The 17409-nt window shown below is 71.4% G+C and carries 15 protein-coding genes; 9 read left to right on the top strand and 6 right to left on the bottom strand.

Annotation, left to right across the window (positions count from 1 at the left end):
* The first annotated feature begins 114 nt into the window (after positions 1-114).
* Positions 115-852, top strand: coding sequence for an LON peptidase substrate-binding domain-containing protein (locus ACFRU2_RS39480; RefSeq protein WP_382981137.1), 738 nt, complete (start codon positions 115-117; stop codon positions 850-852).
* 10 nt (positions 853-862) lie between these two features.
* The gene (gene ybaK / locus ACFRU2_RS39475) at positions 863-1351 is read left to right on the top strand and encodes a Cys-tRNA(Pro) deacylase (protein ID WP_382981136.1); all 489 of its coding nucleotides are present in this window, start codon (positions 863-865) and stop codon (positions 1349-1351) included.
* 159 nt (positions 1352-1510) lie between these two features.
* Here ybaK and ACFRU2_RS39470 read toward each other — a convergent pair whose 3' ends face one another.
* From ACFRU2_RS39470 to ACFRU2_RS39455, 4 genes are all read right to left on the bottom strand, one after another.
* Complete coding sequence (locus ACFRU2_RS39470) at positions 1511-2197, bottom strand: hypothetical protein (RefSeq protein ID WP_382981135.1); 687 nt, start codon at positions 2195-2197, stop codon at positions 1511-1513.
* Between the two features lie 63 nt (positions 2198-2260).
* Positions 2261-3007 (bottom strand): ABC transporter permease, encoded by a 747-nt coding sequence (locus ACFRU2_RS39465; RefSeq protein WP_382981151.1) that lies wholly within the window; start codon positions 3005-3007, stop codon positions 2261-2263.
* Between the two features lie 77 nt (positions 3008-3084).
* Entirely contained in the window at positions 3085-4062 is a 978-nt protein-coding gene (locus ACFRU2_RS39460) for an ABC transporter ATP-binding protein (protein WP_250743828.1), read from the bottom strand.
* Positions 4063-4165: 103 nt separating this feature from the next.
* Positions 4166-5518, bottom strand: coding sequence for an NYN domain-containing protein (locus ACFRU2_RS39455; protein WP_382981134.1), 1353 nt, complete (start codon positions 5516-5518; stop codon positions 4166-4168).
* 228 nt (positions 5519-5746) lie between these two features.
* Between ACFRU2_RS39455 and ACFRU2_RS39450 the strand changes: the two genes are divergently transcribed.
* Complete coding sequence (locus ACFRU2_RS39450; RefSeq protein WP_250743777.1) at positions 5747-5917, top strand: hypothetical protein; 171 nt, start codon at positions 5747-5749, stop codon at positions 5915-5917.
* Positions 5918-6004: 87 nt separating this feature from the next.
* On the opposite strand, the gene dnaE is transcribed toward ACFRU2_RS39450, so the two are convergent.
* Positions 6005-9550 (bottom strand): DNA polymerase III subunit alpha, encoded by a 3546-nt coding sequence (gene dnaE, locus ACFRU2_RS39445; RefSeq protein ID WP_382981133.1) that lies wholly within the window; start codon positions 9548-9550, stop codon positions 6005-6007.
* Positions 9551-9720: 170 nt separating this feature from the next.
* Between dnaE and ACFRU2_RS39440 the strand changes: the two genes are divergently transcribed.
* The 5 genes from ACFRU2_RS39440 (at position 9721) to ACFRU2_RS39420 (ending at position 15604) form a co-directional block, all read left to right on the top strand.
* The gene (locus tag ACFRU2_RS39440) at positions 9721-11046 is read left to right on the top strand and encodes a DUF2252 domain-containing protein (RefSeq protein WP_382981149.1); all 1326 of its coding nucleotides are present in this window, start codon (positions 9721-9723) and stop codon (positions 11044-11046) included.
* Between the two features lie 50 nt (positions 11047-11096).
* Positions 11097-11786: a hypothetical protein gene (locus ACFRU2_RS39435; RefSeq protein ID WP_382981131.1), complete on the top strand. Its 690-nt coding sequence runs from the start codon at positions 11097-11099 to the stop codon at positions 11784-11786.
* 64 nt (positions 11787-11850) lie between these two features.
* A complete protein-coding gene (locus ACFRU2_RS39430; protein ID WP_382981129.1) occupies positions 11851-12648 on the top strand; it encodes a DsbA family protein in 798 nt (265 codons plus the stop codon).
* A gap of 111 nt (positions 12649-12759) precedes the next feature.
* Complete coding sequence (locus tag ACFRU2_RS39425) at positions 12760-14439, top strand: alkaline phosphatase D family protein (protein ID WP_382981128.1); 1680 nt, start codon at positions 12760-12762, stop codon at positions 14437-14439.
* 223 nt (positions 14440-14662) lie between these two features.
* Positions 14663-15604 (top strand): zinc metalloprotease, encoded by a 942-nt coding sequence (locus ACFRU2_RS39420; RefSeq protein ID WP_382981148.1) that lies wholly within the window; start codon positions 14663-14665, stop codon positions 15602-15604.
* A 92-nt stretch (positions 15605-15696) separates the two neighbouring features.
* On the opposite strand, the gene ACFRU2_RS39415 is transcribed toward ACFRU2_RS39420, so the two are convergent.
* Positions 15697-16275, bottom strand: coding sequence for a dienelactone hydrolase family protein (locus tag ACFRU2_RS39415; protein ID WP_382981127.1), 579 nt, complete (start codon positions 16273-16275; stop codon positions 15697-15699).
* A gap of 50 nt (positions 16276-16325) precedes the next feature.
* On the opposite strand from ACFRU2_RS39415, the gene ACFRU2_RS39410 reads away from it, so the two are divergent.
* Positions 16326-17375, top strand: coding sequence for a mechanosensitive ion channel family protein (locus ACFRU2_RS39410; protein ID WP_382981126.1), 1050 nt, complete (start codon positions 16326-16328; stop codon positions 17373-17375).
* Positions 17376-17409: the final 34 nt, after the last annotated feature.

Raw genomic sequence — 17409 nt, 5'->3', positions numbered from 1 at the left:
TGTGGGCGTTGTGAGCATATTGTTCCACCCCGATAATCCCTACTTCCCCCCAGTCCCCCCCCCCCCCCCCCCCCGGGCCCACCCCCTACGGCCGGGGCCACTACCCTGTGCCTCGTGACCACCGTTCGCCTGCCCCTCTTCCCGCTGAACTCGGTGCTGTTCCCGGGACTCGTGCTCCCGCTGAACATCTTCGAGGAGCGTTATCGCGCCATGATGCGCGAGCTGCTGAAGGCGGGAGAGGAAGAGCCCCGCCGTTTTGCGGTCGTCGCGATCCGCGACGGCCGGGAGGTCGCGCCGACCGCGCCCGGCCTGCCCGACCAGACCGCCGTGCCCGAGCGCGGCCCCGCCGCCGGTTTCGGCGCGGACCCGATCCAGGCCTTCCACCGGGTGGGCTGCATCGCGGACGCGGCCTCGATCCGGGAGCGGGAGGACGGCAGCTTCGAGGTCATGGCCACCGGCACGGTCCGGGTCCGGCTGCTCTCGGTCGATGCGTCCGGCCCGTTCCTGGTGGCGGAGCTGGAAGAGCTCCCCGAGGACGCGGGCGACGGCGCGGGCGCGCTGGCGGAGGGCGTGCTGCGGGCGTTCCGCACGTATCAGAAGCGGCTCGCGGGGGCCCGCGAACGGTCCCTGACCGGCATGGACCTCCCCGACGAGCCCTCGGTGGTCTCGTACCTGGTCGCGGCGGCCGCGGTGCTGGACATCCCGGCGAAGCAGCGGCTGCTCCAGGCCCCGGACACGGCGACCCGCCTCGCGGAGGAGCTGAAGCTGCTGCGCACCGAGACGGCCGTCATCCGCCACCTCCCCTCGCTCCCGGCCGTGGACCTCACCCGCGCCCCGACGAGCCCCAACTGACGAAGGACCCATGGCGAAGAAGAAGCCGGCGGGCACTCCGGCGATCGTGGCCCTGACGGCGGCCGGCGCCGATTTCACCGTGCACGCCTACGAGCACGACCCGGCCCACCCCTCCTACGGCGAGGAGGCCGCGCAGGCCCTCGGGGTCTCCCCCGCGCAGGTCTTCAAGACGCTGCTGGCCGACGTGGACGGCTCGCTGGTGGTCGCGGTGGTCCCGGTCTCGGGCAGCCTCGACCTGAAGGCCCTGGCCTCCGCGGTGGGCGGCAAGCGTGCGGCGATGGCCGATCCGGCCCTGGCCGAGCGCACCACGGGCTACGTCCTCGGCGGCATCTCCCCGCTGGGCCAGCGCAAGCGGCTCCCCACGGTCCTGGACGCCTCTGCCTCCGGCTTCCCCACGATCTGCGTCTCGGCGGGCCGCCGCGGCCTGGAGGTCGAACTGGCCCCGGCCACCCTCACCACCCTGACGGCAGCCACCCTGTCCCCGATCGCCCGGGCGTAGGCTCCGCCCCGGACCCCGCGCCTCAAACGCCAGCGGGGCTGGATACATCCAGCCCCGCCGGCGTTTGAGGCGATCTTTTCAGGTCCGGGCAGCGCCCGGGGAACGGTGGAAGGGCGGGTAGGGGACTTCGCCCCGCAGGGCCCACCACCCGCACCGGGGCTACGGGCGCGGAGGCTCCGTACCGGACGGGTCCGGGGAGACGGCGGGGTCGGCCGGGGCCTGGTAGTACCCGGAGGGCCACACCGGGAGGTCCGGCGCCGGATCCCGCGTACCCCACAGCGCCGTGAGCCCCAGGTGCACGATGACCGCAGCCATCGGCCAGCCGAGCAGCGCCCCGTGCGCGAGCAGTTCGAGCGGGGCGTCGAAGGGAACTCCCCTCCCCGCCTTCCGGGCGACCGCCACCAGGTCCGAGGACGGGCCCAGCCACAGACCCACGCGCCAGCCGACCAGCGCGGCGAAGACCGATCCGACCGCGAGCCCGACCACCTGCGCCGCACCCCCGCCGCGGCGCCACAGGAAGACCGCCAGCGCGCTCAGCACGCCGAATCCGACGGACAGCAGGAGGAAGGTCCCGTCGGCCCCGATGCGCGCCTCGCTCTCGGTGTCGCGCAGGAACACCGCCTCGCCGTTGGAGACGTACTGCACGCGCGGCGCGAGCCAGACCCACAGCAGCCCGAGGAGCACGCCGGCCACGCCGATCACGAGGGCGATGGCGGCCCCGTCGCGGATGTCGGACGGGGAGAACGCGGGCTCCGGCGCGGGCGCGGCCTCAGCCGCTGCCGCGGCCGAGGGCGACTCCGACGGCGGCTGGTCGGGCTTGTCATAGGGGGTCACGGCTTCGGTCACCCCCACATCGTGCCAGGAAGTGTTTGATTTAACGATCGGCGCCGCCACGCCCCCCGGCGGGCGTCAGCGGACCGCGGCCCGCCGGTAGGCCCAGGTCGCGACGGCGAGGGACAGCACGCCCACCCCCGCGCACACGCCGAGGTCGAGGAGGACCGCCGCCCAGTCGGGATGCGGCTCGAAGGTCCGGGCGAACGCCTCCACGCCGTACGTGGACGGCAGCAGGTCCCGCGCCCAGACGATGACGTCCGGCATCCGCTCGGGCGGCAGTACGCCCAGCAGCAGGGCCGCGGACATGCCGAGCTGCCCGGCGAGGGTGGCCAGCTCCTGGCGCGGGGCGAGCAGGCCCAGCGCCGCGCCGAGTCCGGCGAGGGCGGCGCCGGCCAGCGGCACCACGGCGGCCAGGATCCACAGTCCGCCCATCGGCAGCCCGAAGAGCACGCTCCCGAAGACCGCCGTCACCAGGGTGCCGGGCAGCGTGAAGGAGGCGTACGCGGCGGCGGAGCCCAGCACCACCGACGCGGGCGGCACCGGCAGGGTGGCGTAGTGGTCGAGCCCGCCGCTGGCCCGGAGCTGGCCGAAGTACTGCGCGAGCAGGTTCAGCGCGACGAAGGCGACGACCAGCACGGAGGAACCGGCGACGACGGCCCGCGCCTCGGAGCCCCCGTCGACCACGCCCCGCATCAGGATCATGATCCCGACGGACTGGAAGGTGGCCACGAACAGCAGCGGGATCCGCGAGACCCGCGCGCGGGACAGCTGGGCCCGGTAGACGGCGGCCAGCGCCGGGAAGAACCGGGCGCGGGGTGCCAGTACGGCCGCGGCGGTGACGGGTGCGGCCGTGTCCGTGGTGGCGGCGGTGGCGGCGGCGGTGGCGGCGGTGGTGGCGCTCACGCCTTCACCAGTCCCTTCGAGGTGCGTCCGCCCAGGGCGAGGTACACGTCCTCCAGGCTCGGCGTGGCCAGCGTGAAATCGTCGAGGGCGGCGAAGGCCGGGCCGCCGGTCACGGCGGCCACCGCCGCCCGCGCCTCGTCGGGGCCGAGCCGCAGCACCCAGCGCCGCCCGGATTCGGTGGCCGCCGCGGCGAGCGCGGCGACCTCCGGGAGCTCCAGCGGCGGCGCGGTGCGCCAGACCAGTTCGAGGCGGACCTCGCCGGACACCCGGGCCTTGAGCCCGGCCGGGGTGTCGCAGGCGATGACCCGGCCCTGGTCGATGACGGCGACCCGGTCGAGGACGGTCTCGGCCTCGATGACGTTGTGGGTGACCAGCAGCACGGTGGCCCCGGTCTGGGCGCGGCGGCGGTCGACGGCGGCCCAGACGGCCCGCCGGGCCACCGGGTCCATGCCGGTCGTGGGCTCGTCGAGCACCAGGACGGGCCGCTCCCCCACCAGTGCGGCGGCGAAGCAGGCGAGGCGCCGCTGCCCGCCGGACAGCTTCTTCAGGGGGCGTCCGGCGATCCCGGTCAGGCCGAGCTCCTCCAGTACGGAGTCCCGGGCGGCCCGTGCCTCTCGCAGGCCGAGGCCCCGCAGCCGGCCGGTCGTCTCGGCGGCCAGCGACACCGTGAGCTCGTCGAGGGCGGTGGATTCCTGCCCCAGGTAGGACAGCAGCCGGGCCGACCGGTCGGGGTGGCGTACGAGGTCGTGGCCGAGCAGGGTCACGGAGCCGGAGTCGGGCCGCAGCAGGCCGGTGAGCTGGCGGACCAGGGTCGATTTGCCGGCGCCGTTGGGGCCGAGCAGCCCGAAGATCTCGCCGCGCCGCACGTCCAGGGAGATGCCGTCGGTGGCACGGGTCTCGGGCAGGGCCGGGGCCCCGCGCCGTCCTCGTACCGCGGGATAGGTCTTGACCAGGTCACGTACCGCGCAGACCAGGTCGGGAGCCGGTCCCGCGGCCCCTGCCGTGCTGCTACCGCGCGGCGGTCCTGCCTGTGCTGTACCCGTACTCACGAGGGAGCAGCCTACGGGGTTGCGGCCCCTACTCGGCTGCCGGGGCCGCCTGGGCCACCGTGACGGGGGCCGCACCAAGGGCACCGGAAGCCCCCGGGGCGGCGGCCGGCGCGGCCGGGGATCCGGTACCGGCCACGTGTTCGGCGGCCGCCCGTACGTCGATCTCGCGCCAGAAACCGGCCCGGATGGCGTACCGGTCGTGCTCGTCGATCTGGTCGTCCTTGTGCGCGAGGAGTCCGAAGCGGGCGGCGTAGCGCAGCAGCTCCCCGTCGATCCGGTGCGGGATCCGCGGGTACATGGTGGCGAGCTTCTGCAGGTGCACGGTTTCCGGGAGCCGCTCCATCCAGCGCCGGGCGAACACCTGACCGACCTCGAAGGGGTCGCCGCCGACGGTGGTGATGTCCTCCTCGCGGTCCGCCCAGCGCTGTTCGGCGGAGGTGAGCTGGGCGAGGGTGGGCAGCGAGGCGGTCTCGGCGGGTTCGCCGAGCGGCCCGGCGCGGTCGACCCATCCCTTGTCGGAGGACCACCGCAGGGCGCTGCCCGCCGGGGCCGCGCCGAGGGCCTGGCCGGGCCCGGGGGCGGAGGCGGAGGCTCCGGGGGCGCGCAGGGCGCCCGCGAGGTCCTTCGGGGTCGGGACGGTCCTGCCGTTGGCGGTGCCGGCCGCCGCGGTGGCGGCCACGCCGCCCTCCTCGGGCTCCACGGGAGGCGCGGGCCGGGTTCCGTTGCCGTTGCCGCGGGCGGCTTCGGCGAGGGCGGCCTCGGGCAGCGGCGCGGAGAGGATGGCGGCGATCTCGGGGCGCGGGGCCGGCGCCGGGGCGCAGAGTCCGGTGAGGTCGCGGGCGCGGACGGCGCGGGTGATCCAGGTGCGGTCCAGGACGCGGCGTTCGTCTGCTTCGGCGACGAGGTCCTCGGACTGGTTGTAGTCCCCGTCGGCGGCCTGGACGGCCCACAGGTGGACGGCGACCCCGTGTTCCTTGGCGGACATCAGGCCGGGCAGCAGGTCGCCGTCGCCGGTGACGAGCACGACGTCCGAGCAGGCCCGGTTGCGGGCGAGCTCGGTGAGCTCGGCGTGCATGGCCGCGTCGACGCCCTTCTGGGCCCAGCGGCCGTCGCTGCGGGTCAGGGCGCCGAGGCGGACGGTGACCCGGGGCATGACGCGCAGCCGCCGGTGCTCGGGCTGCGGCACCCGGTCGGGTGCACCGTCGAACCAGTAGATCCGCAGGAGGGGCTGCTCGGTGTCGGCCTCGGCGCGCTCGCGCAGGCCCTGGATGAGGGCCGCATGGTCGACGGTGATCCGGGAGCGGGACGGCTCTCCTGCGAGGAGGCTCGCGGCGGCGCCCAGCAGATAGCCGGCGTCCACCAGGACGACGCAGCGGTCCACGCGTACCACCCTCTTCCCTGGGGGTCCTCTGTGTCTTTCGCGGTTTCCCCGAGTCTGCCCGACGGCAACGGCCTTGACGGCCGGAACTCGATCATCGGCGTGGCGTATCTCTCGGAGTCCCCCGGCAGGAACCCCGACTACGCGCGGTAATGATCCAAAATGCGCCGTTTACGGCCCTGTGTGAGTGTGAAGGCGGCCCTGGCCCCTAAACCCCCACGGAGGCATTCCATGGCCAAGAACAAGAACCGCCAGCAGCCCGCCAAGTCACAGGACCGCTCGGCTTCGCAGGATCCGGCGAAGACCTCGATGGAGTCCTCGCCCGCGCCCTCGACCTCGGCGGCACCCAGCCCGCTGCAGATGGCCGGCAAGAAGAGGGAAAAGAAGTTCGGCCACAACTGACGCCTCCCCCCGCATACGGGAAGGCCCGCCCCCGTCGACGGGGGCGGGCCTTCCCGCGTACGGGGGCAGTGGCAGGGGCAGTGGCGCCTAGCCGGCCAGGCAGGACGGCCCGAGCAGCACCTTGAGGTCGCCGAAGAGCGCCGGGTCGGGCTTGACCCGGTGCTTGTCGAGCCGGAGCACGGTGGTGGTGCGCGGCCCCTGGAGCTTGATCCGCACCTCGCTGTTGCCCTGGTGATGGCGCAGGATCTCGCCGAGCCGGGTCACCATCGGCGGGGTGACCTTGACGGTCGGGATGGTGAGGATCACGGGGGCGTTGGTGCCGGCGTTGGACAGGTCGGGGACCATCATCTCCATCGCGACCAGCCGGGGGACGTCCTCGCGCTTGTCCAGGCGGCCCTTGACGAAGACGACGGTGTCCTCGACCAGCTGGGTGGAGACGAGCTGGTAGGTCGCGGGGAAGAACATGCATTCGATGGAGCCGGCCAGGTCCTCGACGGTGGCGATGGCCCAGGCGTTGCCCTGCTTGGTCATCTTGCGCTGGAGGCCCGAGATGATGCCGCCGATGGTGACGACGGCGCCGTCGGAGTGCTCGCCGCCGGTGAGCTGGGAGATGCCCGCGTCGGTCTTGTCGGAGAGCACGTGCTCCAGGCCGAAGAGCGGGTGGTCGGAGACGTAGAGACCGAGCATCTCGCGCTCCTGGGCGAGCAGGTAGGACTTCTCCCACTCGACGTCGGAGAACTCCACGTCGAGACCGAAGCCGGGCTCGTCGCTCGCGCCCTCGTCACCCATTCCGCCGAAGAGGTCGAACTGTCCCTCGGCCTCCTTGCGCTTGACGGCGACCACGTTGTCGATCATCGGCTCGTGGTGGGCGACCAGGCCCTTGCGGGTGTGGCCCATCTCGTCGAAGGCGCCGGCCTTGATCAGGGACTCGACCGTGCGCTTGTTGCAGACGACGGCTTCGACCTTGTCCAGGAAGTCGGGGAAGGTGGAGTACTTCCCCTTGGCCTTCCTGCTCTTGATGATCGACTCGACGACGTTCTGGCCGACGTTGCGCACGGCGGTGAGGCCGAAGAGGATCACGTCGTCGCCCTGGGCGGCGAAGTTCGCCTCCGACTCGTTCACGTTCGGCGGGAGCACCTTGATGCCCATCCGGCGGCACTCGTTCAGGTAGATCGCGGACTTGTCCTTGTCGTCCTTGACCGAGGTGAGCAGGCCCGCCATGTACTCGGCCGGGAAATTGGCCTTGAGGTAGGCGGTCCAGTAGGAGACCAGGCCGTACGCGGCCGAGTGGGCCTTGTTGAAGGCGTAGCCGGCGAAGGGGACCAGCACGTCCCACAGCGCCTTGATCGCCTGGTCGCTGAAGCCCTTCTCCTTGGCGCCCGCCTCGAAGATGACGAAGTTCTTCGCCAGTTCCTCGGGCTTCTTCTTGCCCATCACGCGGCGCAGGATGTCGGCCTCGCCGAGGGAGTACCCGGCGATGATCTGGGCGGCCTTCTGCACCTGCTCCTGGTACACGATCAGGCCGTAGGTGACGCCGAGGATCTCCCTGAGCGGCTCCTCCAGCTCCGGGTGGATCGGGGTGATCTCCTGCTGCTTGTTCTTGCGCAGGGCGTAGTTCGTGTGCGAGTTCATGCCCATCGGGCCCGGCCGGTACAGGGCCGAGACGGCGGAGATGTCCTCGAAGTTGTCGGGCTTCATCAGGCGCAGCAGGGAGCGCATGGGCCCGCCGTCGAACTGGAAGACGCCGAGCGTGTCGCCGCGGCCGAGCAGTTCGAAGGTCTTGGGGTCGTCGAGCGGCAGGCCGAGGAGATCGAGGTCGATCCCCTTGTTGGCCTTCACCATCTTGACGGCGTCGTCCATGATCGTGAGGTTGCGCAGGCCCAGGAAGTCCATCTTGATCAGGCCGAGCGACTCGCACTGGGGGTAGTCCCACTGCGTGATGGTGACGCCGTCGGTGTGCCGCACCCAGATCGGGGCGTGGTCGACGATCGGCTCGCTGGACATGATCACGCCGGCGGCGTGCACGCCCATCTGGCGGACCAGGCCCTCGACGCCGCGGGCGGTGTCGATGACCTTCTTGACGTCCGGCTCGTTCTCGTACATCCCGCGGATCTCGCCGGCCTCGCCGTAGCGCGGGTGCGAGGGGTCGGTGATGCCGTTGAGGTCGATGCCCTTGCCGAGGACGTCGGCGGGCATGGCCTTGGTGAGCCGGTCGCCCATGGCGTACGGGTAGCCGAGGACGCGGGCCGAGTCCTTGATGGCGTTCTTCGCCTTGATCTTTCCGTACGTGCCGATCATGGCGACCTTGTCGTCGCCGTACTTGTCGGTCACGTACCGGATCACTTCGACGCGCCTGCGCTCGTCGAAGTCGATGTCGACATCGGGCATGGAGACGCGCTCGGGGTTGAGGAACCGCTCGAAGATCAGGCCGTGGGTGATCGGGTCGAGGTCGGTGATGCCCATGGCGTACGCGACGATCGAACCGGCGGCGGAGCCTCGGCCGGGGCCCACCGCGATGCCCTGGTTCTTGGCCCACATGATGAAGTCGGCGACGACGAGGAAGTAGCCGGGGAACCCCATCTGGATGATGACGTCCAGCTCGTACTCGGCCTGCCGCTGGCGGTCCTCGGGGACGCCCCCGGGGTAGCGGCGGGCCATGCCGCGCCGCACTTCCTCGCGGAACCAGGTGATCTCGGTGTAGCCGTCTTCGGGGATCTCGAACTTCGGCATGAGGTTCTTGGCCTCGAACATGCCGGCGGTGTCGATCTGCTGGGCCACCAGGAGGGTGTTGGCACAGCCCTCCTGCCAGGCGTCCGAGGAGTCGACCGCGTACATCTCGTCCGTGGACTTCAGGTAGTAGCCGGTGCCGTCGAAGCGGAAGCGGTCCGGGTCCGAGAGGTTCTTGCCGGTCTGGATGCAGAGCAGGGCGTCGTGGGCACCGGCCTCGTGCGCGTACGTGTAGTGCGAGTCGTTCGTCACCAGCGGCGGGATGCCGACCTTCTTGCCGATCTCCAGCAGCCCGTCGCGGACCCGACGCTCGATCTCGATGCCGTGGTCCATCAGCTCCAGGAAGTAGCGCCCCTCGCCGAAGATGTCCTTGTAGTCGGAGGCGGCCTGCACGGCCTCGTCGAACTGGCCGAGCCGCAGCCTGGTCTGCACCTCGCCGGAGGGGCAGCCCGTGGAGGCGATCAGCCCTTCCGACCACTGGGAGATGGTCTCCTTGTCCATGCGCGGCCACTTGGTCAGCCAGCCCTCGGCGTACGCGTCGGAGGACAGCCGGAAGAGGTTGTGCAGCCCGGTGGAGTTCGCCGCCCAGATCGTCTTGTGGGTGTAACCGCCCGAACCGGACACGTCGTCGCGCTTCTGGTGGGGCTGGCCCCACTGGATGCGCCGCTTGTTGCGCCGGGACTCCGGGGCGACGTACGCCTCGATGCCGATGATCGGCGTCACACCGGCCTTCTTCGCGGTGTGGAAGAAGTCATACGCCCCGTGCAGGTTGCCGTGGTCGGACATCGCGATGTGCGTCATGCCCATCTCGTTGCACGCGTTGAACATGTCCTTCAGCCGCGCGGCACCGTCCAGCAGGGAGTACTGGGTGTGGACGTGCAGGTGCGTGAACGGCGTCTTGGTCACGGTGGGGGCCTCCGGGCGGGAGAGAGGGGGCGGCAGCAATGAATCCTACGGGGCGCCGGTGACAGACCGGGTGACGGAACACGGGCACCGACGGGTACCTTCGTCCGTTGCAGACCCAAGGACAACTGTCCGAAATGCGATCCACCCCGCGCCACCAGGAGGCACCCGCCATGGCGGTTCCCGAGACGACCGACGAGCAGCGCGCCGAGCAGATACTCGACGTGTTCGACATCGCCTTCGGCGAGCTGATCACCGCCGACCCCGCGGCCTTCCGGGTCAAGTTCCGCAAGATGGCGGCCTCGGCCTTCGCCTTCTACCGGGGCACAGCCTGCCTCTTCTACGCCGACCTGGAGCACGAGCGGCACGGCGGCCCGTACCTGGACGAGCGCACCGGCCGGGTGTGGATCCACGGCGATCTGCACGCCGAGAACTTCGGCACCTACATGAACGCCCAGGGCCGGCTGGTCTTCAACGTCAACGACTTCGACGAGGCCTACGTCGGCCCCTTCACCTGGGACCTGAAGCGGTTCTCCGCCTCCGTCGCCCTGCTCGGCTACACCAAGGCGCTCAGCGACGACCAGATCAGCGAGCTGGTACGGATCTACGCGGCCGCCTACCGGGAGCGCATCCACGCGCTGGCCACCGGGGCCAAGAACGACGAGGTGCCCGCCTTCACCCTGGACACCGCCGACGGCCCGCTGCTGGAGGCCCTGCGCGCCGCCCGCCGCCGCACCCGCTTCTCGCTCCTCGACTCGATGACCGAGATCCGCGAGTTCGAGCGCCGCTTCTCCCCCGGCCCGGGGACCATCGAGCTGGACGCCGCCACCCGGTACAAGGTGCTCGCCGCCTTCGACGGGTACCTGGAGACGCTGCCGGACGAGTCCCTGGTCCGCCCGGACTCCTACCGGGTCAAGGACGTGGTGGGCCGCCGGGGCGTCGGGATCGGCTCGGCGGGCCTTCCCTCGTACAACATCCTGCTGGAGGGGCACAGCGACGCCCTGGAGAACGACGTCGTGATCTACCTCAAGCAGGCGCAGACGCCGGCCGTGTCCCGGCACGTCACCGACCGGTCGGTGCGCGAGTACTTCCTGCACGAGGGGCACCGCACCGTGATCTCCCAGCGGGCCCTGCAGGCGCACGCCGACCCGTGGCTCGGCTGGACCGAGCTGGACGGGGCCGGACAGCTCGTGGCGGAGGTCTCCCCGTACGCGGTGGACCTGGACTGGTCGGACCTGGACGACCCGGAGGAGATCGCGGCCGTGGTCGCCGACCTGGGCCGGGCCACGGCGACCATGCACGGCGCCGCGGACGAGCAGGAGAGCGGCCAGACGCTGGTCCCGTTCTCCACCGAGCGGGCCATCGACGCGGCCATCGCCGCCGACGAGGAGGGCTTCGCGGACCTGCTGGTGGACTTCGCCCACGCCTACGGCGCCCGGGCCCGCGCCGACCACCAGATCTTCGTGGACCTCTTCCGCAACGGCCGGATCCTGCCCTAGACAGGGACCTAGGGCCCGTCCTCACAGGGACTCGTGGCACACTCGCGACGATGGACATATCCGGGGTGGGTCTCCGAGGGCTGCGAGCCGCGCTGTTCAGCGCGGTCGTCGTGCTGCTCTCGACCGGCTCGCACGTCCTGCTGTCCCGGGTGCCGCTGCCTCCCGCCCTGGTGGGAGGGGCCTTCGCCGCCGTGTTCGCGATCGCCTTCGCGCTGGCCGGACGCGAACGGGGCCTCGGTCACATCGCCGGGCTGCTCGTCCCGCTGGAGCTGGCCGCCGACACCGTCCTGACCTCCGGCCAGCACCTCTGCTACGGCCCCGCGGGCGGTCCCGTCTCGGGTCCGCTGCGCGCCATCGGGCTCGCCGACTTCTGCGGCGGCAGCCCGGTGGGCGGGGCACTGGCCGAGGTGGGCGGACCCGCCGACCCGGCCGCGCTGCTGGCCGCACCCGGACCGTGGGCCCCCTGGCTGCTGCTGGGCGCGCACGTATCGGTCGGACTGCTCGCCTCCCTGTGGCTGCACCGCGGGGAGCGGGCGCTCGGCCGGCTGCTGGGCGCGGCGTCCGCGTTCGCCTTCCGGCCGCTGCGGATGGCCTCGGCCCGCGCGGCGCGGGCCCTCGCTCCGGTGCGCCGCTCCCCGCTCGCGGTGCTGCGGAGCACGGTGGCCCGTACCCGCTTCCCCGTGCACTCCGTGGGACGGCGGGGACCTCCTCGCGCACGCGGCGCGTTCGCTCGCGCCTGACGTACGAGGACAGTCCCCCCTTCCAGCCGGCTCCACCGCGGAGCCACACCCCACGGAGAGAACGATGAGCGCACGCAACAGCCAGGCGAACAAGGCGGCGGCCCGCGAGAAGCTGCGCATCGAGCGCGAGCAGCAGGCCAAGAAGGCCAAGGTCCGCCGGCAGGTGTTCGTGGCGGGCGGCGTCGTGGCCGCCCTCGCCCTGGCCGGGGGCGTCGGTTACGCCGTCGTCCAGTCCAACCAGCCGAGCGCCTGGGAGAAGGCCGCCGACGCGCCCCTGGTCGCGCCGAAGAACACCTCGGGCGAGAACGGCACGACGGTGGTCATCGGAAAGGCCGACGCCAAGAAGACCCTGGAACTGTACGAGGACGCACGCTGCCCGGTCTGCGCCAGCTTCGAGCAGGCGGTCGGCCCGCAGCTCAAGGCGGACCTCGACGCCGGCAAGTACAAGATCCAGTACGTCGGCGCCACCTTCCTGGACAACGGCTTCCCCGGCAGCGGTTCGAAGAACGCCCTGAGCGCGCTGGGCGCGGCCCTCAACGTCAGCCCCGAGGCGTTCCTGGAGTACAAGACGGCCCTCTACTCCGCGGCGAACCACCCGGAGGAGAAGGACGACAAGTTCGCCAAGGACGCCTACCTGCTGACGGTCGCGGACCAGGTTCCGACGCTCAAGGGCAACGCCGAGTTCAAGAAGGCGGTCGAGGACGGCACCTACGACCGGTGGGCGCTGGAGATGTCCAAGACCTTCGACAAGAGCGGCGTGAAGGGCACTCCGACGCTGAAGATGAACGGCAACAAGATCGACCCGCTGCCGCAGACGCCCGAGGCGTTCACCGCGGCGATCGACAAGGCCATCGCCGGCTGACCCTCCCCCTCTCGCAGCACCCCGACGGACGGGCGAACTCCCAGAGTTCGCCCGTCCGTTGCTTTCACGGGTCTGGTCCGGAGCCAATACCCGTCGGTAATATGATCATCCGTGACCAGTCAACTCTCCCCTTCCGCCCCGGAATCGGCGACCGTGCCGACTCCCCGCCGCCGTACGGTCGTCCTGGCCGCGGCGGCCACGGCGGCACTCGTCCCGATCGCCGCGCTGGGCGCCGAAGCAGCCCACGCCGCCACCGGCGAAGACGTCCCCTCCTTCCTGCACGGCGTCGCCTCGGGCGACCCGCTCCCCGACGGGGTCCTGCTGTGGACCCGCGTCACCCCGACCGCCGATGCCCTGCCGGGCTCCGGCGCGGGCCCCGCCGTCGCGGTGGGCTGGGAGGTCGCCGAGGACAAGGCCTTCTCCCGGATCGTCGCGAGCGGCACCGTCACCGCGAGCGCCGCCTCCGACCACACCGTCAAGGCCGATGTACGGGGCCTGCGGCCGCAGACGGCCTACTGGTACCGGTTCACGGCCGGCGCCACCGTCTCCCCGGCCGGGCGCACCCGCACCACCCCGGCCGCCACCACCGCGCCCGCCGGGGTCCGCTTCGGCGTGGTCTCCTGCGCCAACTGGGAGTCCGGCTACTTCTCCGCGTACCGCCACCTGGCCGCGCGGGCCGATCTGGACGCCGTACTGCACCTGGGCGACTACATCTACGAGTACAAGAGCGGCGGCTACCCCGAGGCGAAGTACGTCGTACGGCAGCACGAGCCGCTGCACGAGATCCTCACCCTGGCCGACTACCGCACCCGGCACGGGAAGTACAAGACCGACCCCGACCTGCAGGCCCTGCACCAGGCCCACCCGGTCATCGCGATCTGGGACGACCACGAGATCGCCAACGACACCTGGTCCGGAGGTGCCGAGAACCACGACCCCGCCACCGAGGGCTCCTTCGCGGCCCGCGCGGCCGCCGCCCGGCAGGCGTACTTCGAGTGGATGCCGGTCCGCACCTCCACCGAGGGCACCGTCTACCGCCGGCTGCAGTTCGGCACCCTCGCCGACCTGCACCTGCTGGACCTGCGGACCTTCCGTTCGCAGCAGGCGGGCATCGGCAGCGGGGCAGTGGACGATCCGGCGCGCACCATCACCGGGCGCGGCCAGCTGGACTGGCTGAAGGCCGGACTGGCCGGCTCGCAGGCCACCTGGAAGCTGGTGGGCACCTCGGTGATGATCTCGCCGGTGGCCTTCGGCTCACTGCCGGCGCACCTGCTGGGGCCCCTCACCGAGCTGCTCGGCCTGCCCGCGGGCGGCCTCGCGATCAACGTGGACCAGTGGGACGGGTACACGGACGACCGCCGGGAGCTGCTGGGTCACCTGACGGACCGTTCCGTCCGCAACACCGTCTTCCTGACCGGTGACATCCACATGGCCTGGGCGAACGACGTCCCGGTGACGGCGGCCACCTACCCGTGGTCGCGGTCCGCGGGCGTGGAGTTCGTGGTGACGTCGGTGACCTCCGACAACATCGACGACCTGCTGCACGTGCCGGCCGACACGGTCTCGCTGATCGCGGAAACAGCCATCAAGGCCGCCAACCGACACGTGAAGTGGCTGGACATGGACGCCCACGGCTACGGCGTGCTGGACGTGACGGCCGAGCGTTCCCAGATGGACTACTACGTGGTCTCGGACAAGCGGCGCCAGGACGCCACGGCCGCCTGGGCGCGCTCGTACCGCACGCTGAACGGGACGCAGAAGGTCGAGCGGGCGGACCAGCCGGTGCGCTGACACTCCGCCAGATTTTCCCGTCCGGAGGGGCGCTTGGCGTAGACCAGGCGCCCCTTCGTCATCAGAAGCAACAAATCTTTTACGTAGACCACTTGACCTGTTTATGACATGCGCACGTAAGATTCCCGCCAGCTGAGGAGATCCCTCCCGCTCAACCCCCCACTCGCGAGGAGCACACGTGCGCGCTCTTGCCCGCATATCCCCCCTTCTTCGCCGCCGCCTGATGGGTGCCGCCGTACTCACGGGCACCCTGGCCTTCACCCCGCTCGCCGCCCCCACCACGGTCGCGGCCGCCAAGACCGGCGCCGAGGTGTGCGCCGAGGACGCGTCCGGCGCTGCGGCCAACGCCCGTGTGGCGCGCCCGAAGGACCAGCACGCGGCCGAGCCGAACGAGGTCACCGAGGCGCAGTCCAAGTCCATGGACTCCGACCTCAAGGCGAAGCTGGACAAGATCTCGAAGGAGCCGCGCAGCCTGCGCGTCGCCGAGGCAGTCACGAGCATCCCCGTGTACTTCCACGTCATCCACTCCGGCACCACCGGAAAGCTGACGTCCACCGACATCAGCAAGCAGCTGGCGGTCCTCAACGCGGCCTACGCCGGCCAGGGCACCGGAAACGTCGACACCACCTACCAGTTCACCCTGGCGGGCACCGACTACACGGACAACGCGAGCTGGTACAACCTGGCTTCCGGCTCCACGGCCGAGAAGACCATGAAGAACACCCTGCGCAAGGGGGGTGCGAACGCCCTCAACTTCTACACCGCCAACCTCTCCGGCGGGCTGCTGGGCTGGGCCACCTTCCCCAGCTCCTACGCCTCCCAGCCGAAGATGGACGGCGTGGTCGTCCTCGACACCTCGCTGCCGGGCGGCTCCGCCGCCAACTACAACGAGGGCGACACCGCGACCCACGAGGTCGGCCACTGGATGGGCCTGTACCACACCTTCCAGGGCGGCTGTAACGGCTCGGGCGACTCCGTTTCGGACACCCCGGCCGAGAAGAGCGCGGCCTTCGAGTGCCCGACCGGTCGTGACACCTGCACCAGCAAGGCGGGCGTCGACCCGATCCACAACTTCATGGACTACACGTACGACTCGTGCATGTACCAGTTCACCGCGGGCCAGGTGACCCGCATGAAGAGCATGTGGACGGCGTACCGCGCCTGACGCCTGCCGGCGTCCTGACGCACGCATGACGAAGGGGCCCCGCGAGCGGGGCCCCTTCTTCGCGCTCTACTCGCCCTGCCTGCTCGCCCTACCTACTCGCTCTGCAGACCGTCGAGGAAGGCGAGGGCGACCGCCCAGGCCTGCTCCGCGGCCTCGGCGTCGTAGTCGTCCAGCCCCGGGTCGGTGAACAGGTGCCCGGCCCCCGGATAGCCGTGGACCTCCACGTCCGCCCCGGCCTTGCGCATCCGCAGGTACCAGGCCGTCAGCCAGTCGTGCGGCTCGAAGGGGTCCGGATCGGCGATGTGCAGCTGCACCGGCAGCTCGTCGACGTAGGCACCCTCCTCCAGGTCGGCCGTCCCGTGCAGGAGCAGCAGCCCGCGCGCCTTCTCGTCGGCGAGCGCCAGGTGCTGTGCGATCGAGCCGCCGAAGGAGAAGCCGGCGTAGACCAGGCCCTGGTCGGAGTAGGGAGCCGAGGCCAGTACCGCCCGCTTGAGCAGCTCGTCACGGCCGATCTCGTCCCGGTGGGCCATGCCCTCCTCGACGGTCTCGAAGGTGCGTCCTTCGAAGAGGTCCGGCACCTGGACCTGGTGCCCGGCCGCGCGCAGCCGGTCGGCCGCCTCCCGCACGGCGGGCCGCAGCCCGTAGGTCGAATGGAAAAGCATGATGTTCATGCCCCCATCGTGCCAGTTTCGAGCGACCCCCTCCGGTTACGTTGACCTGCATGGACACGGACTCCCTCCTGCGCCCGATCGCGGCCGTCGCCGGCACCCTGGCCGTCACCCTGCTCGCGGGCTGGCTGCTGGACCGGCTGCTCCGCCGCGCCGACGCCCGGCACAGCGAAACCCCGCTGTGGGGACTGCTGCGCCGCTGCCGCCCGCCCTTCCTGGTGGTCCTGGCCGCCTCCCTGCTGCAGGCGGTGCGCCGGCGCGCGGACGGCCCCGGGCACGTGCTGACCCTGATCCTGATCGCCGCGGCCGCGTGGCTGCTGATCCGCATCACGACGGCGATCGTGGACTCCACGTACGCCCGCTACGCGGCCGACGCCTCCGACCAGGCCAGGGTCCGCCGGGTCCGCACCCAGGTCACGCTGATCCAGCGGGTGGTCACGGCGGTGGTGATCGTGGTGGCCCTCGGCGCGATGCTCCTCACCTTCCCCGAGATGCGGACGGTCGGCACCTCGATGCTGGCCTCGGCGGGCGTACTCGGCATCGTGGCGGGCATCGCGGCGCAGGCCGCCCTCGGCAACCTCTTCGCCGGACTCCAGATCGCCTTCGGCGACACCGTCCGGATCGGCGACACGGTGGTGGTGGACAAGGAGTGGGGCACGGTCGAGGAGATCACCCTCACCTACCTCACCGTCCGCACCTGGGACGAGCGCCGGATCACGATGCCGGTCGCGTACTTCACGAGCAAGCCCTACGAGAACTGGTCGCGCGGTGGCGCGCAGATGACGGGCACCGTGTTCTGGCACCTGGACCACAGCGCCCCGGTGGACCTGATGCGCGAACAGCTCCAGCAGATCCTGAAAACCATCCCGGAATGGGACGGCCGCACCGGCTCCCTGGCCGTCACGGACACCACCCCGCACACCATCCTGGTCCGCGCGGTGGTCACGGCGAAGGACGGCGACGCCGTCTGGACCGTCCGCTGCGCGGTCCGCGAACGCCTGATCACCTGGCTACGCACCCACCACCCGTACGCCCTCCCCCACATCGCCACGACCGAGGCGCCCCTCCCACCGGCACCACGACCCAGCCCGTCCGGCGTTTGAGGACCGGGGTCTGGGGCGGAGCCCCAGGGGGGTC

Origin of the sequence: Streptomyces sp. NPDC056883, from assembly GCF_042788835.1 — a bacterium.
In the GTDB taxonomy this organism is placed as follows: Bacteria; Actinomycetota; Actinomycetes; order Streptomycetales; family Streptomycetaceae; genus Streptomyces; species Streptomyces stoeckheimensis.
This window is presented reverse-complemented; position numbering and strand designations above follow the sequence as displayed.

Excerpts from the sequence above, each read along its gene's own strand:
- ybaK (WP_382981136.1), top strand. The coding sequence starts at position 863 with ATGGCGAAGAAGAAGCCGGCGGGCACTCCGGCGATCGTGGCCCTGACG.
- ACFRU2_RS39450 (WP_250743777.1), top strand. The coding sequence starts at position 5,747 with ATGGCCAAGAACAAGAACCGCCAGCAGCCCGCCAAGTCACAGGACCGC.
- ACFRU2_RS39440 (WP_382981149.1), top strand. The coding sequence starts at position 9,721 with ATGGCGGTTCCCGAGACGACCGACGAGCAGCGCGCCGAGCAGATACTC.
- ACFRU2_RS39435 (WP_382981131.1), top strand. The coding sequence starts at position 11,097 with ATGGACATATCCGGGGTGGGTCTCCGAGGGCTGCGAGCCGCGCTGTTC.
- ACFRU2_RS39430 (WP_382981129.1), top strand. The coding sequence starts at position 11,851 with ATGAGCGCACGCAACAGCCAGGCGAACAAGGCGGCGGCCCGCGAGAAG.
- ACFRU2_RS39420 (WP_382981148.1), top strand. The coding sequence starts at position 14,663 with ATGGGTGCCGCCGTACTCACGGGCACCCTGGCCTTCACCCCGCTCGCC.
- ACFRU2_RS39415 (WP_382981127.1), bottom strand. The coding sequence starts at position 16,275 with ATGAACATCATGCTTTTCCATTCGACCTACGGGCTGCGGCCCGCCGTG.
- ACFRU2_RS39410 (WP_382981126.1), top strand. The coding sequence starts at position 16,326 with ATGGACACGGACTCCCTCCTGCGCCCGATCGCGGCCGTCGCCGGCACC.